The organism is Aquamicrobium terrae (genome assembly GCF_040545735.1).
Taxonomy (GTDB): domain Bacteria; phylum Pseudomonadota; class Alphaproteobacteria; order Rhizobiales; family Rhizobiaceae; genus Mesorhizobium; species Mesorhizobium terrae_A.
Genome location: NZ_JBEPML010000012.1, coordinates 65,830 through 81,512, shown reverse-complemented (window position 1 = coordinate 81,512; position 15,683 = coordinate 65,830). Strand labels below are relative to the sequence as shown.

The following is a 15,683-nucleotide window of genomic DNA, read 5'->3' as shown; positions in this document are numbered from 1 at the left end:
TTAAATCGGCGGATTTTCTTATCCGCGCGGGACAGCCGCCTCATGCCCGCCGCCAGGGCAGACCTCATTCTTGGGCTGACGGAGCGGCAGATGCCCTTCGAAGACAAGGAGGAGCCCAACATGACACAACTCGACGAAACCATCCTCAACGAACTCGTCGGCCGCGTCCTTGGCGACCTTGGCGGAGCTGTCAGCGTGCCGCTGGTGCGGATTGGAGATGCGCTCGGCCTGTACAAGACCCTCAAGGAGATCGGGCCGGCGAACGCCGACGAGCTTGCTGATGCCGCAGGCTGCGCGCCGCGCTATGTGCGCGAGTGGCTGGCGGCACAGGCGGCCTCGGGCTATGTGCGCCACGAGGGTGGACGATTCTGGCTGACGCCCGAGCAGTCATTCGTGTTCGCGGAACCTGATAGCCCGGTCAATCTGATCGGCGCGTTCGACACCGCCGCCGCGATGGCCGAAAACCAGCCGAAGGTGCAGCTGGCCTTCAAGACCGGGCGCGGCGTTGCCTGGGGGGATCAGGCAGGGTGCATGTTCTGCGCCGTGGCGAGGCTGTTCCGGCCGGGTTATGTGAACGCCCTCGTGCAAGAGTGGCTGCCGGCGCTCGATGGTGTCGTAGACAAGTTGAAGGCGGGCGCCACGGTGGCCGACGTCGGGTGCGGCCACGGGCTGTCCACAATCCTGATGGCGCAGGCGTTCCCCAAGTCGCGCTTCACCGGCTACGATTTCCACCCGGCATCGATTGCCGCCGCGACCGCGCACGGCCGGGCACACGGGTTGACGAACCTGCGCTTCGAGGTCGGTAAGGCGCAGGATTTCGAAGGACGCGATTTCGATCTGATCACCTGCTTCGACTGCCTGCACGACATGGGCGATCCCGAGGCCGCGGCTGCGCATATCAGAAAGGCGCTGAAGGACACCGGGACATGGATGGTGGTAGAGCCGATGGCCGGCGACACGCTGGAGGACAATATCAATCCTGTCGGACGGCTCTATTATTCGGCCTCGACGATGATCTGCGTTCCCACTTCTCTGGCGCAGGAGACCGGACTCGCGCTTGGCGCACAGGCGGGAGAGAAGCGACTGGCCAAGGTGATCCGGTCCGGCGGGTTTGCTCATGTCCGGCGGGCTGCCCAGACCCCGCTCAACATGGTGCTCGAAGCGACCTGACGGCAAAGGATGGCGCCCGCATTCGGTCATATGCGGCGCGGGTGCGTCTGCCGAGGCCTGCACTGCAGGATCTTTGTATTTCTCCTGCGGGGCCGGCAGCGGTCAGTCTACTTCCAGACGGCGACAGAGGATAGCCGCCATTCAGCAACCGAGCTCGTGTCGCTCGTTCCGGGCTGGCGGTTCCAAACCTCGGAAGCGGTCACTCGCAGGTTCAGGAAGAGCACTCAAAGGTCAATCTACTGTCATTGCCGAATATGGATTGCGCGGCACATATACGACCCAACTTGCCAGCAGAGCTCGAGGTCCCGTCGGAAGCCGACCTTGCCGCTTATGCTGATCCTTGCGCTCCGGTTCCTACTGAAAACGACCGCGGGATCGATACAATGCGCATGTGACGATGGGCTGGCTGTCGATGCGGGAAGGCCAAGCCGCATATCGGAACTCTTCCATCATTGATTTCCGACCGCCCTCCCAAGGGCCATCTCGCTGGCCCTGTTGTCGGCCACGCCCCAGACCGGCTCCGAAAGCGGCACCACCCATGGTGCTGCGGCGAACGGCGACAGTTCGGCGCTCGCAAGGTCGACGGCAGTATCGACGAAGGATTGTCCGGGACGGCCGTTCAACGATTTTTCGATCTCCGCATAGACCGCCACATCCGTATAGCCTGCCTTGCGCCAGACGCTTTCCAGATATCCGGCGAACTGGTGGATCATGTCGGGACGCACCAGCATCTTTTCGGCCTGACGCCCGGTCAGGTAATCCGTAGGCTTCACGCTCCATCTCCGATCGTCGGCAACCACGTGAAACGTTCCTTCCGCGCTCCTGTCGTAAATGCGCATCCGCCAGGAGAAGCGGTGCCCTTCACCACTCCAGCGTACGTCGGAATCAAAGGCGAGAGACCGTAGCGGCACGGCGACCTGAACGACCACCCAGAGCCCGAGCGCCAACAGGACGATCCGGGCCAAAGGTTGCCCGGCTGCCGGACGGGGTATCGATGGGCGTGGCGGCATCTGCCCGAACCGGTCGGCCAGCCACCATGCGAAACGGCGCGGCCAGTCGGGATCGAAGAAGATCGTGGTTGCCGCGATGGTGAGCCATGGAAAGATGCCGATGTTGAAGAAGCCGGAATTGGCAGCATGGAACACGCAATAGATCAGGAAGACCGGCAGCCGAGTCCGCCGCCATAAAAGAAGCGGAGCGCCGACGATATGCAGGACGATAGTGCCCCACGCGCCTGCGATGATGATCCAGTCATACTGGAAGAGAAAGCCGAACGGGTGCTCGCCTGCCTGCTCGCGCAGCCATAGCCCGAGCGGCTCGCCGACCAGCCAGTCCGGCGTCAGTTTGACGAGGCCGGCGAAGATCAGCATGATCTCGGTCTGCGCCCGGATGGCGAATACCGCCGCATAAGGGATATGCCCACTTCCGCCACGGGGGAAAAGCCAGGCGTCGAAGGACAGCGTCCGATGCGCCGGCAGGAAGCACATGAGCACGAGATACAGCACGACCAGATAGAAGTGGTTCAGATACTCGGCCTTGTCGAGCAGGAAGAAGTAACCGAAGCCGACGGTCAGCACGACAATGAACAGCCGGTAGCAAAATCCAATCATTACGCAGAATGCGGAGATGCCCACCAGCAGCCAGGCGATATGAATCCATGGCTCGGGGAGCGGCATCACCCAGCCGAAACCGGGATAAGTGAAGTGGAATTCAGGTGCGACCCAGTAACGCCACACCCGATCGTATTTGATGAAACGCCAGCAATCCCATACCAGAAGGCCACCGAGAGCGATGCGAAACAAGGCAAGGGACTGGCCCGATACGGGCGTGGAAAGCCGCGTTGCAATTCGGGATAGGAGGGGATCAGGCATGCCCATGTTCATGATACCATCCTTCGCACCTACAGTGTTGCATGGAATACGGCGGTTGCTCAGGCGTTATTCCACCGATTGCAGGAAAAAATGAAACCCACAATGACCAACGGCCATCTGGAAGTGATCTATGACGGCGACTGCCCGGTCTGTGCGTCATGGATGCGCATGGTGCGGCTTCGCGAACGGGTTCATACCGTCGAACTCATCGATGCCCGGTCCGGCGACCCGCGGGTCACGGCACTCGCGGCCACCGGCTACGATCTCGATGAAGGCATCGTTCTTATCTGGAACGGACATGTCCATCATGGCGCCGAAGCCATGCGTCTTCTAGCAATCCTCTCCGCCGAGGACGGCTGGTTCAACCATATTCAGCGACGGATCTTCTCTTCGCCATCGCGGGCACGGCATCTTTATCCCTGGCTGGCACGCGGCCGCCGGCTTCTGCTCCGGCTGCTTGGACGCAATCCTGTTGGCGCCGGAAAAAAATTGGTGCCTCCCGGGAATAGAATGGGTGGGAGGCCGTAGTCCTTGCAGGGCCCGGACAAAGGGGTCGCAAGCAAGGAGAAAACTTATGAAGCGCCTCATCATCTTTCTGGCCTCCGGGGCGGCCTTTGCCGTGATCGGTGCTACGCCCGCTCTCGCCGCCGACGACCGCCGCCTGCTCCGGCACCTCGGGCATGGCATCATGGATCGTGACCTTTCGGAGCACTATGCCCGGCATGGATTCCACGACGACGATGCCCACGGGAGCAAATGGGGCAATTCCCGCTTAAATCGGGACGACGACGATGACGACGATGATGGCGGGCGCAGACGGCATGGCGGCGGACGCGACGATGATGACGATGACGATGACGATGATTGATCGCATCGCTGCCGATCCGTGCTAGCATTGCCACGAAGGGCTGCGCTGTGACCAAGGGCGGCCCTTGCTCCATCAGTCGGCAGCGGCAGGCCCGGTCCGTGAGTAGAAAGAGATGGAACCATGCCGAAACTGCTTCTGGCCCTGCTCATCTTCAGCCTGGCATTTGCAATCGAGCGCGCGCCACCCGGCGATTTCAACCTCGTCAAAGCCGCTCTGGCGGATGATGATGACGACGATGGCGGTGGGAGAGGCGGCTTCTCGGCAAGGAATGACGACGATGATGACAATGGTGTTTTGCGCAGGTCCGTTCGGCGGCGGCAGGCGTCGCGCCCTGCAGCACCCCCTCCTCCCCCGCCAATTCGTGCTCCCGACGAGATCGTGGTGCAGGGGCTGAACGATGGCGATCTCGATCAGTTGCTCGGTGCAGGTTTCTCCATAATCCGCGAGATCAATCTGCAAGACGGGCAGTCGCTGCGGCGGTTGCGCAAACCTGCCGCATTGACGCTGGGCGAAGCGAGAGATGCCGTCCGACAGTATGAATCGGGCGGGAACGCCGATTTCAATCACTTCTATCGTGGCGAGAGTGGCACGGCCTGCCTGAGTCCCGACTGTCCCGCGCGCCAGATGATTGCATGGCCGGTGTCTTCGGGTTGCGGCGGCACGCCGCCCCGGATCGGCATGGTGGATACCGGCCTAAATGCCGGCCACGAGGCTCTTGCGAATTCCGAAATCGTTGTTCACCGGCTGGAAAGCGGCGACCGGCCTTCTGGCGCGATGCATGGAACCGCCGTGGCGGCACTTCTGGTCGGCAGCCCTTCTTCCCGGGCGCCGGGATTGGTGCCGCACATGTCGCTGGTTGCCGTCGATGCCTTCCACAAGGTCGGGGCGGACGAACGCGCCGATGTCTTCGCCTTGATCGAAGCGCTCGATCTGCTGGAGCGGCAGAGAGTCCGGATCATTAATCTGAGCCTGTCCGGACCACCCAATATGCTACTGGAGCGGAGGGTTTCCGAACTTGACGTACGCGAGGTCCTGGTGGTGGCAGCCGCCGGCAATGGCGGCCCGAATGCCGACCCCGCCTACCCGGCCGGATATGAGACGGTTCTGGCGGTGACCGCGGTGGACCGCCGCGGCCGGATCTACCGCCGCGCCGGCCGTGGCCCGCACATCGACCTCGCCGCTCCCGGTGTGGCCGTCTGGACGGCGGCGTCGATCCGGGGAACACGCACCAAAACCGGTACGTCCTTCGCGGCGCCTTTCGTCACGGCCACGGCGGCGCTGATGCTGGAGGCGGATCCAGATCTCGTGCCGGCCAACCTGCACCGTCGTCTGCTCGACAGCGCGAACGATCTCGGAGAAGCGGGCCGCGACGATATATTTGGGCACGGCCTTTTGAAAATTCCGCCCCTCTGCGAGAACCGGAGGGGCTGAGGGCGAGCCGTCGGAAGAGCACGGCAAGAGCTACTGGACTTTTGCGCCATGCCCAAGGATAACGGGCATGCCGCGATCCTGTCCGGCCTGCGTCAAGAACAACATTGCCTGCCGCGAGCTTATGGTGGACTCCAGGGCCGATATCGGAGAGCAGATCATCGCGTTCCTGCCGAACATGCGGCGTTTCGCGATATCGCTCTGCCGATCCCGGGACGTGGCCGACGATCTCGTTCAGGCCGCATGCGAGCGCGCATTGCAGCATGCGGAAAGCTTCATTCCCGGCACGCGCTTCGATGCCTGGATGCTACGCATCCTGCGCAATCTCTGGATTGATCAGCTCCGACGGCAGAAGACGGCGGGCCCGCAGGAGGATGTCTCGCAGCGGTTCGATCTCGTCGGTGCGTCGGGCGAGCGCGAGACGGAAGCCCGGTTGACGCTTGGATCGGTATCACAGGCCATTTCGGCGCTGGCCGACGAGCAGCGCGAGGTGCTTCTGCTCGTCTGCGTGGAGGGACTGTCCTACCGCGAAACCGCGGACGTGATCGGCGTTCCGATCGGCACCGTGATGAGCCGGCTCGCTCGCGCCCGCAAGAATATAGCGGCGGCAACCGGAATAAACCCGAACGACGGCCGTTTAGGCCAATCTTAGGCAAGGAACGGAAGATGGCGATCTTCTCCGATGAAACGATCATGAGCTATGTCGACGGCGAGTTGGACGAGGCAACGTCGGGCGAGATCGAGACCGCGCTGGCGTCGGACGCCGAATTGCGTGCCCGCGTCGATCTCTTCGCGCAGACTCGTCTTGCGGCACGGGAGGCGCTGGAGCCGATGCTCGACGAGCCGGTGCCCCAGAACCTCAAGGCTTTAGTAGAGGCGATGGTGGCAAGGTCGAGGCAGTCGGTTGCCGACCCCGTGCCGCACTCCGCAACCGCAAAGCGCGTACTCGTCCCGGCAAACGACTGGCAACGGCTCGCTGCGGCGGCCTGCATCGCAGGCTTGCTCGGCGTGACGGCCGGTTACTACATGGCGGACGGCAGCATGGAGCCTTCCGGGCTCCAAATCGCAGCCGCGGACCCACAAGCTTTGTTTGCGGCGTTGCGGACGGCGCCCTCCGGCGAGGAACTGACGCTGCCCGGCAGCGCCGAAAGGTTCCGGGTCATCGCCAGCTTTCACGACCACCAGCAAGCGCTCTGCCGCGAATTCGAGCTGGACATGGCCGACAAGACGAAGCTGACATCCGTGGCCTGCGACGACAACGGCCAGTGGCGTGTCCGGTTCGCGGTCAATGCGCCGGAGGATACGGCCAGCTACGCGCCGGCGTCGTCGGGTGAAGCACTGGATGCCTATCTGACCGCGATCCAGGCAGGTGATCCCCTATCGGCCGACGCGGAAAGACAGGCGCTGGAAAAGCTGGAGCAGCGCGGGGAATAAAGGTCCCGCTCGCCCGTTCCTCCCACGGACCGGCAAGGTCCGATCAACAGAGGAACAAGACCATGAACAAGCTGAAGATGACCACGGCCATGGTAGCCGGCACGGCGGCTCTGACCGTCGGCGTTGCCGCGGCGCGCGAGAACCCCTTGCCCGTCAACCCGGTTCAGCTGGAGCGGCCGGCGCAATCCGAAAGGAAGATGTCGAGTAGCGCGGACGGATCATATATCGTGGCTGGCAACAGCTCGTCGAATTCGTCGAGTAACTCGAGTTCGAACTCATCATCCAATTCGTCGTCGAATTCGTCCAGCAACTCAAGCTCCAACTCTTCCAGCAACTCGAGCTCCAACTCCTCCAACAATTCCAGCTCGAATTCCTCGTCCAACTCCTCGAGCAACTCCAACTCGAACTCCTCGTCCGGTCCGGGCTGGAATTCCCGCTCGAACAGCTCGGCCAACCGGTCGCCGTCGCGCCGGACGGATCCGATCACCCGGCACATCCGGAGCTTCCTGAAGAACTTCTAGACCCAGGGCGCAAGTGGCCAGACAAAGGAACGCCCGGCAGACCATGTCTCCGGGCGTTCTTTTCCGGCTGAAGAAAGGCGCGGCGCGGTCAGGTGCGGACACGCGCGAACTTGCGGTACCAGCCTTCCCCGGCGATCGTCTGCCGGTGGACCTTTTCCTTCTCGGCCGCTTCCCCTAGAGTTTCGGCGCGGATTTCGGCCTCGGCGAACACATCCTCCCGACGGAACGGTATGACCTGGACCAGCGGCGTGCCTTTCTCGATCGTGTAAAGCCCGTCCGCAGCCGTCGCGAAGAAGGGGAAGTGGATTTCCGCCACGTAATTGTCCGTGTCCACCACGCCGGCCGCGCATTCGAAAGGCTGGCCCGGCCGGTTGAGCGGCGGAACGAACAGGCAGCTCCAGCCCGGGGCCGTGCGCACCGCCCAGTAGTTGTGGAATTTGCAGGGCGGGCTCGGCTCGCGCGGATTGCCGGCGACCTGATGCGCGCCGTGATTGCTAACCATGATGCGGTCGAACTCCCAGCCGGCATCGACGATGGTGCCGCCTTCCCTGATGTCCAGCCGCACCGTGGCGGCCAGCGTCAGCAGCCATCCGCTCATCATCGCATCGAGAAACGGCATGCAGCGCTTCACCGTCAGGCCGTTGTTGGTGGTTGACACGTGGTCACGGCTGACGGGCGGAAGCTTGCGGAACCAGTCCGGCAAATGGGATTTGGCGGTAATAGGCGGCGCGATCACGCCCTCGTCTTCTGGCCGGCACAGGAAAGTCAGATTGTGCGCTCCGGGCGATCTCCAGTGGAACATGTCCGTCTCCTTGTCGATAGTGACGGGTCAACGGACGAACCCCAGCAATATTCCATGCCGACATTCGATCGGCGACTTTTCTGCTTTCCGGGTAGAGCCCGGCGACAGCATTACATCTGGGCTAGGCCACGAAATTTCCATCGCCACGTCGAGTTCGGCTTGATCGAAGGGAGGCGCGCAGGCGCTCGCCAGTTGCGAAGACCCATCTCGCATCGGATGCCGTTGGATGCGGTTCGATAAAGGAGAACAGGACGTACTTGGACCGCGTCGCGCTCTGACAGAACTCGGTCACTGGTCGCTGAGACGAGCCGTGCCACCACGGCATCCTCGGTACGATCGCTGGCACGCGGTCCGGCCGCCACATTGGTCGGCTTCATCCCGGTTCTGGCTCATCTTGCGCGTGCCCTCGACGCGAGTGATCAGAAGGCGTACGCTAGCTATTCCGCTGCGTTGTGACCTGACGAACCGGACCGGGGCTTCCATGACTGCTCACGGCTCCCGTAGATGCTTGCAAAGATCGGTCAGGCGGATAACGGCGTAGAGGAGACCTGCCTCGTCATCGAAGAATTCGGACCTGCCATACGCGTGGATAACGACGAAGTTCCAGGACGGAATGATCTTGTCATGCTCCCGCCTAGAAGGGTTCCAGCTCGGCGTTACATAAGCGAAAGCTGTCCCTCGCCTAACCACCAGCTTGAGCCACTCAGTGAAGGCCGCGGGCTGCGAACCGAATGCCATATCGACCCTATTCCTTAGCGGCGCGCCACAAGACCTTGCGTCTTCGCCAGAACCTGCACCACGTCGAGCACGTCTCTGGTCGAGAAGATCGCGCTGGCCGGCATTGGAGCTTCCGCTCGGCTCAAGCACGATCCGTTCGGACCCGTCATGACCGCTCCCGGTTCCTGCCCAGCGGGACGACGTGCGGGGTACCGACCACGGGATCGGGCACGACGAGGCAGCGCAGGCCGAAGACCTCTTCCACCAATTCGGCCGTGACGATCTGCGACGGCGCTCCCTCGGCAACGACGGCGCCATCCTTCATGGCGATCAGATGGGTGCCGAAACGGGCGGCGTGGTTGAGGTCGTGCAGCACGGCGACCAGGGTGTGTCCGGCATGGTTGAGGTCGGTGAACAGTTCCATCAGTTCGATCTGGTGCGTGATGTCGAGGAAGGTCGTGGGCTCATCGAGCAGCAGGATGTCGGTGTGCTGCGCGAGCGCCATCGCCACCCACACCCGCTGCCGTTGCCCGCCCGAAAGCTCGTCGACCAGCCGGCCCGACAGATTGGTGACGGCAGCGGCAGCCATGGCATCCAGTACGGCCTGCTCGTCGGCCTCGGTCCACGTTCGCATGAACCCCTGATGCGGATATCTGCCTCGCGCCACCAGGCCGGCGACGGTGATCCCATCGGGAGCGATCGAGGTCTGCGGCAGCAATCCGATCCGCCGCGCCACTTCCTTGGTCTTGTAGGACTGGATGTTCGCACCGTCGAGGACGACCCGCCCAGCAGAAGGCCTGAGCAGCCGCGACAGTCCGCGCAGCAGCGTCGACTTGCCACACGCATTCGGGCCCACGATCACCGTGAACGACCTGTCCGGAATCGACACTGACAGGTCCTCGCTGACGATGCGCTTATCGTACCCGATGGATGCTCCCTCGACGTGGAGCCGGGAACTGGCGGTGTGTCGAGCGTCGGGCATGGCGGATCGGGCTTTCGGAGTCGCGGAACGGATGGAGTGGGCAAAAGTGTTCACAGGCGTCGCCTCGCTTCGATGAACAGCAGCCAGCCGAGATAGCCGCCGCCGATCATCACGGTGATCAGGCCGACCGGCAGCGGGGTCGGGGCGATGTGTTGGGCAACGAAGTCCGCCGCTCCCAGCAGCAGAGCGCCTGCAAGGGCGGCGGGCGCGAGGGTGATCCCGGCGGTGCGGCCTAGCCTGCGGGCGATCTGCGGAGCTGCCAAAGCGATGAACGCGATGGGCCCGGACGCCGCGGTCACCGTCGCCGTCAGCGCCACGCCCACGACGATCAGGCCCAGCCGAGCGTCTGCGATTCGTACCCCCTGGGAGGCGGCGGTATCGTCTCCCAGTTCCATTTGCCGCATCGGTCGGCTCAGCACTCCCGCGAGCATCAGCAGCGCGGCGATGAGCGCGCCACCGAGCGCGACCTGATCCCAGGACACTGCGTTGAGCGACCCGGCGCCCCAGGCGGCGGCAGACATCGCCACTTCCAGGTCGGCTCGGAGCATCATCCAGGTGTTCACAGAGGTGAGCATCGCGGAGACTCCGATTCCTACGACGATGAGCCTGAACCCCTGCACGCCGCGCCGCCAAGCGAGGACGTACACCAGCATCGCGGTCGCGATGCCGCCCAGCAGAGCGCCGCCCGCAACCTCCAGGTAGCCGCCGTCGATCAGCATGATGACGATCAGCGCACCGGTATAGGAGCCGGAGTCGAACCCGATCACGTCGGGCGATGCCAAAGGGTTGCGGGTCAGCGACTGGAACATCGCCCCGCTGACCCCCAGCGCAGCGCCGAACACCACCGTCGCCGTCATCCGGGGCAGCCGCCATTCGACCACGATTTCGTGAATGAGGCCGGCCTCTCCACCGGTGAGGGCGGATACCACCTGGCCGACGCTGAGCTGATACGAGCCGGTCGCCAGAGCGACCAGCGCGAGCACGATCACCGCGACCGCAAGCGCGACGCAGACGACAATGCTCCGCAGATCGATCCGCAACCCGAGCCGCCTCCTGCGCACCACGAGCGTCGGCCTCCCGAAGTCCACTCGGTTCTCGCACATCGCGCGACCGAAGCGAGACGAAACGATGCTCACAGCCCGCTCGCTTTCCTGCGCCGTACCAGCGCGATCAGCACAGGGGCGCCTACGAACGCCGTCACGATCCCGACCGGGATCTCACTGGGTGCCATGACAACCCGGCCGAGGACGTCGGAGGCCAGCAGCAGGCTCGGAGCAAGCAGCACGCTGTAGGCGAAGATCCAGCGCTGATCCGGGCCCACGATCCAGCGGGCGACATGTGGGACCATCAGTCCGACGAAGCCGATCGGCCCGGCGATCGCAGTCGCGCCGCCGGCCAGCAGGGTGATCGCGGCCACGCTAAGTATCCGGGTCCGCACCAGCCTGACTCCTTGCGACGCCGCCAGTTCATCGCCGAGAGCCATCGCGTTGAGCGATCTGGATGTGATGAGCGCCAGCACAAGCGCCACCCCCAAGAGCGGTAGCACCGGCCACACGATCTCCAGCGGACGTCCCAGGATCGAGCCCGCGCCCCAGGCACGCATCTGATCGAAGGCGTCGGGGTTCGTCATGGTCAGCGCGGACGTGGCGCCCCCGAGAACCGCGCCTACGCATACCCCCGCAAGCACCATCACGACCGGGGACTGGCCGCGTCTGGTCGACCCGAGAGCGAGCACCACGATCGTAACGACCAGCGCTCCGACGAACGCGAACCACATGTAGCCGCGGATGTCGCTGACGCCGAGCAGTCCCACGGCGACCGTCACCGCGAAGGACGCGCCCGCGTTGACGCCGAGGATGCCCGGATCGGCCAGAGGGTTGCGGGTCAGCGCCTGGATCAACGCTCCCGAGATCCCAAACGCTGCGCCCACCGCGAGCCCGACGATCGTGCGCGGCAGCCGGAAGTCGCTGATCGCGAAGTGATCGAAGTCATCCGACGGATTAAACAGGGCATCCCACACCACCGATGGCGCGATCGCCTGCGACCCGACCATCACGCTCAGCACCGTCACGATGGTCAAGGCGGCCAGAGCAGCGACCAACCCGGCAAATCGACGGCGCCGGAGCGCGATCAGCGGCGCCGGTGGTTCCTTGTCCGTGACAGGCGTCACCCCCATGAGAACTCGCCGGGTGATGCCCTCACTCATCCTTCGGGAGCGCTGCGAGGCCACGGTCGAGCGATTCCATGTACCGCGAGTTGCCCGGGTAGGACCTGTCCAGCGGGCAGTAGATGCCGACGGTGCGACCGGACTTCACGGCAGGAAGCGCCTGCCACGCGCTGGACTCCGTCATGGGGCGGAATGCTTCCGTCACGTTGCCCTTGTGATCGACGGGATACAGGATCACGTCGTAGTCCGCCAACGCGCCGATCTGCTCGTACGACCGGCTTTGGCCTCCTTCGCCCAGATCGGCGATGTCGAGACCGACATCCGCCCGCACGACCTCGGTGCAGGTCGAGCCGTTGAGATGGAACACAGCCACCTTGGAGAACTCCCCACTGCCGACTTCGACGAACGTGTCGTTCTTGATGGTCTCCGCGTACTTTGTTTTGATCGCGGCGACCTGCTGGTCGTAGTCCGCCTTCTGCTTGTTGAGCACGTCGACTTTGTTGCTTGCCTCCGCGACTACCTCGACACGTCGTTTCCAATCGCTATGGAAACCCAGGAGAATTGTCGGGGCGATCGCTTCCAATTTCTCCTTCATCTGCTCGAAGTCGGCGTTGGGAACCGAGATGAAGATAAGATCGGGCTTGAGGCTCGCCAGCTTCTCGAGGTCGGCTTCACTGGCGCTCGTCCCGAGAAGTGTCGCTGCTTCGTACGCGGCCTGCTGATCCTCGAGCAAGGCATCAAAATCGCCCTGCCTGAGCTTCGTGACCGCGATCGGCTTGCCGCCGAGCGCGAGGAATGACCCGTTGGCCCTGCCGAGAGTTGCGATCCGCTGCGGGTTGGCGGGAGCCTCAATTGTCCCGTTGTCAGCGTCGATAGTGCGGGTTTCCTGCGCCGAGGCACCGATGGCTGCAGAAAGAACGAGCGAGACGCCCAGCAAGGCGGCGGTCAGAACCGCAGTGGGCCGTCTCAGGGAGGGTATGATCATGGCTGTGTTCTTCTTTCTCTTCCTTGGGCGGAGAGGTGGTTGAAACTCTGGACAACTACGCCGCGAGGTGACGTTTGAGAAAGTCACCGCCATCAGAATTGAAATGCGGTCGAAAGGCGGAATGTGCGCGGTGCGCCGAGCTGGATGTATCTGGTGTTCGTTCCCGACCAATAGTCCTTGTCGAACACGTTATCGACATTGAAGCGGACCGTGATCGGCTTGTCGTTCCATGGCGAGTCGAAGGTGTAGCGCGCGCCGAGATCGACGACCGTCCAGGACGGGATCTTCAAGTCGTCCCTGGAACTGCTGGCTATTTGATCGCCGGTGTAGGTGATACGGCCGGTCAGGGTCAGACCTTGCAGGAACGGCGTATCCCATTCGGCGCCGACCACGGTCCGTATGCGCGCCGAGCCATCTGCCCTGTTGCCGTCATTGAGACCGCCCTGTGTCTTCGTCAGCCGGGCGTCGAGCAGCGTGACGCCGCCCATCAGGCGAAGGCCGGGCATGAACTCGCCATAGGCGTTCAGCTCGATACCGCGATTGCGCTGTTCGCCGTCGAGGGTCAATGTCTGAGGGTTGTTGACAGGGTCGATAGGGTCGTCAATGGCAATGGTGTTCGGCTGGGCGATCTGGAACGCCGCCAGCGTCGTCGTCACCGTACCCCAATCGACCTTGACGCCCGCTTCGTACTGCTTGCTGACATAGGGTGGAAAGACTTCGCCAGCATTTGCGTACGACGTGCCGACTATAGTTCCCCGCTGCAGGTTTTCTATATAGTTGGCGTAGAGTGAGACGTTCTCCCATGGCTTGACGACCAAACCGAAAGCCGGGGTCCACGCCTTGCCGTCATAACTGGAGGTTTTGTCGCCGGTTGTCGTGTTGAAATTGTCGGATGCCACTTCCTGGTAGCGGATGCCTGCGGTGAACTGGATCCGCTCATCGAGGATCGATAAGGTGTCGGCGACGCCGATGCTCGAGACGCGGCTTTCGCTTGTTTTCTTGGGATCGCCTGGACTAGTGAGGAACGGAGCGGGCCCGAAGATCGGATTGTAAAGGTTCGTGGTGTAGGTATACGGGGTTGAGAATTCCGCCGATCCATTCTCCATCCAGGACTGTGAGAGATTGAGGCTGAGGGCATGGTCCACCGGTCCGGTCGACGCCGTCGCCCTCAAACCGCCCTGCATGGACAATACGTCATAGGAATAATTCGAGTACTCGGCGCTGTTCCACCCAAAAGTTCCGTCCACATTGCGCAGTGTCGGTTGGCTCGGGCCTATCAGTGTGAGATCCAGTTTCTGCTTGCCGATGGCGCCATAAGCCGTGACATTGTCGGTAATGTCGACCTCTCCCCGCACCATTCCCCCGGTCAATCTGCTGCGTTGTTCGCTCCATTCGGGATGGAGGCTGGTTCCGGCGTCGGGAGCCTCCGGAATGAAGGCGACGCCGCCGCGGGCACCGGAAGCAGACAACTGCTGCAAGATTTGCGGGCTGGCTTCATCCATCTGATGAAAGATGTCAGCCGATAATCGGACTCGCTCGCTGCGATAATCCAGATTGAGCGCCGCCGATCCCACTTCCGCGGAGATGGGGTCCACTGACGTATCACCCTTGCGGAATGCACCATTGAAGCGCATGCCGAACTGCTTGTTCTCGCCGAAGCGTCGGCCGAAATCCACATGGGCACCCAGTTGCGAGTTCGAAATGTAGCCGGTGGTCAGCTCGGTCAGCGGTTCGTCATCGGCTTGCTTGGTGACGAGGTTGTACGAGCCGCCGACACCGCCTGCTCCGGATGCCGCCATGCCGTTTAGCAGGGCGCTCGGCCCCCTGAGCACTTCGACACGCTCGATGTAATTCATGTCCGGCGAACGCAGTGGAGCCATGCCGGGCAACCCGTTCAGACTACCGAAACCGGATGAGTGACCGGTCGAGAAGCCCCGAATGGTCATTGAGGCGTCTTCATCGCTCGGGCTGTTTTGTTTGGTCAGTATGGAAGGATCATTCGACAGAACATCCTGAACGGTCTGGGCCTGCTGATCTTTGATCGTCTTGTTCGTGTAGTTGGTCTGGGAGAACGGCGTGTTCATGACATCGCGATTACCGAGCATTCCGACCTGGCCGCCGCGTGCGACCTGACCGCCTGCGTAAGGCTCCATAGGCGCCATCGTCGAGTTCGGATTTGCGCCCTGGCCTTGGACGTTGATCGTATCAAGCACCAGCGAACCATTGGCATTTATGCTTCCTGCTTCGGCTGACATTGTCGCGTCGAGGATCGTCACCGTGTTGGCATTGGTGAAACTGTAGCGCAGGCCGGAGCCGGAAAGCATCAGCGCCAATGCCTGTTCAGTCGACATGGTGCCGGTGACTGCTGGAGCTGTGGTGCCGGCTGCGATCGAGGTTTGATAGGCGATCTGAATGCCGGTCTGGTCGGCGAGGGAGCGCAGGGCACGATTGAGCGGTTGGCGCGGAATGTTGAAACTATGTGCGCGCGCCGTCTGTGCGGCCGCTTGCGGGACGGACAGGACAGCCGGGAATACACCAAGGTAAAGCGCCGTGCTCATCATGAGCGCCGTCAACAGCCGGCGGTGTGCCCGCCGGGAAATGTCGTGTGCAGCACTATCCTTGTTCATCGAACCCCGTACCCTCTCTGAAAAACAGCCCGTGTGGGCCACTAGCCGAAGGGCGTGGGTAGTCCTGTGCCTGGTCCCTTCACTACATTGACGCGTGAGGGGGTGTTTTGC

At 62.8% G+C, this 15,683-nt stretch carries 15 protein-coding genes; 6 read left to right on the top strand and 9 right to left on the bottom strand.

The genetic code is table 11. The features are described 5' to 3' along the window. The first annotated feature begins 120 nt into the window (after positions 1 to 120). The gene (locus ABID37_RS17105) at positions 121 to 1,170 is read left to right on the top strand and encodes a class I SAM-dependent methyltransferase (protein WP_354196946.1); all 1,050 of its coding nucleotides are present in this window, start codon (positions 121 to 123) and stop codon (positions 1,168 to 1,170) included. 449 nt (positions 1,171 to 1,619) lie between these two features. On the opposite strand, the gene ABID37_RS17100 is transcribed toward ABID37_RS17105, so the two are convergent. Next, entirely contained in the window at positions 1,620 to 3,041 is a 1,422-nt protein-coding gene (locus ABID37_RS17100) for an HTTM domain-containing protein (protein WP_354196944.1), read from the bottom strand. 102 nt (positions 3,042 to 3,143) lie between these two features. Here ABID37_RS17100 and ABID37_RS17095 point away from each other — a divergent pair, with 102 nt between their 5' ends. From ABID37_RS17095 to ABID37_RS17075, 5 genes are all read left to right on the top strand, one after another. Further along, on the top strand, positions 3,144 to 3,569 hold the full coding sequence (locus tag ABID37_RS17095) for a thiol-disulfide oxidoreductase DCC family protein (RefSeq protein WP_354196942.1): 426 nt from the start codon (positions 3,144 to 3,146) through the stop codon (positions 3,567 to 3,569). Positions 3,570 to 3,615: 46 nt separating this feature from the next. Beyond that, a complete protein-coding gene (locus tag ABID37_RS17090; protein WP_354196940.1) occupies positions 3,616 to 3,909 on the top strand; it encodes a hypothetical protein in 294 nt (97 codons plus the stop codon). A 120-nt stretch (positions 3,910 to 4,029) separates the two neighbouring features. Continuing rightward, positions 4,030 to 5,340: a S8 family serine peptidase gene (locus ABID37_RS17085; protein ID WP_354196938.1), complete on the top strand. Its 1,311-nt coding sequence runs from the start codon at positions 4,030 to 4,032 to the stop codon at positions 5,338 to 5,340. A 121-nt stretch (positions 5,341 to 5,461) separates the two neighbouring features. Beyond that, entirely contained in the window at positions 5,462 to 5,989 is a 528-nt protein-coding gene (locus ABID37_RS17080) for an RNA polymerase sigma factor (protein ID WP_354197056.1), read from the top strand. A 14-nt stretch (positions 5,990 to 6,003) separates the two neighbouring features. Next, positions 6,004 to 6,771 (top strand): anti-sigma factor family protein, encoded by a 768-nt coding sequence (locus ABID37_RS17075; protein ID WP_354196936.1) that lies wholly within the window; start codon positions 6,004 to 6,006, stop codon positions 6,769 to 6,771. A 163-nt stretch (positions 6,772 to 6,934) separates the two neighbouring features. Here the strand turns inward: ABID37_RS17075 and ABID37_RS17070 are convergent, their stop codons facing one another. From ABID37_RS17070 to ABID37_RS17035, 8 genes are all read right to left on the bottom strand, one after another. Then, on the bottom strand, positions 6,935 to 7,267 hold the full coding sequence (locus tag ABID37_RS17070; protein WP_354196934.1) for a hypothetical protein: 333 nt from the start codon (positions 7,265 to 7,267) through the stop codon (positions 6,935 to 6,937). 113 nt (positions 7,268 to 7,380) lie between these two features. Next, a complete protein-coding gene (locus ABID37_RS17065; RefSeq protein ID WP_354196932.1) occupies positions 7,381 to 8,094 on the bottom strand; it encodes a DUF6065 family protein in 714 nt (237 codons plus the stop codon). Positions 8,095 to 8,583: 489 nt separating this feature from the next. Then, a complete protein-coding gene (locus tag ABID37_RS17060) occupies positions 8,584 to 8,832 on the bottom strand; it encodes an FMN-binding negative transcriptional regulator (protein ID WP_354196930.1) in 249 nt (82 codons plus the stop codon). Positions 8,833 to 8,977: 145 nt separating this feature from the next. After that, complete coding sequence (locus ABID37_RS17055) at positions 8,978 to 9,793, bottom strand: ABC transporter ATP-binding protein (RefSeq protein WP_354196928.1); 816 nt, start codon at positions 9,791 to 9,793, stop codon at positions 8,978 to 8,980. Positions 9,794 to 9,843: 50 nt separating this feature from the next. Beyond that, a complete protein-coding gene (locus tag ABID37_RS17050; protein WP_354196926.1) occupies positions 9,844 to 10,929 on the bottom strand; it encodes a FecCD family ABC transporter permease in 1,086 nt (361 codons plus the stop codon). After that, entirely contained in the window at positions 10,926 to 11,969 is a 1,044-nt protein-coding gene (locus ABID37_RS17045) for a FecCD family ABC transporter permease (RefSeq protein WP_354196924.1), read from the bottom strand. The genes ABID37_RS17050 and ABID37_RS17045 overlap by 4 nt, the downstream gene beginning before the upstream one ends. Positions 11,970 to 11,991: 22 nt before the next feature. Continuing rightward, positions 11,992 to 12,945 carry an ABC transporter substrate-binding protein gene (locus tag ABID37_RS17040; protein WP_354196922.1) on the bottom strand — a complete coding sequence of 318 codons (954 nt, stop codon included), beginning with the start codon at positions 12,943 to 12,945 and terminating at the stop codon, positions 11,992 to 11,994. Between the two features lie 92 nt (positions 12,946 to 13,037). Next, positions 13,038 to 15,572, bottom strand: coding sequence for a TonB-dependent siderophore receptor (locus ABID37_RS17035; protein WP_354196920.1), 2,535 nt, complete (start codon positions 15,570 to 15,572; stop codon positions 13,038 to 13,040). Positions 15,573 to 15,683: the final 111 nt, after the last annotated feature.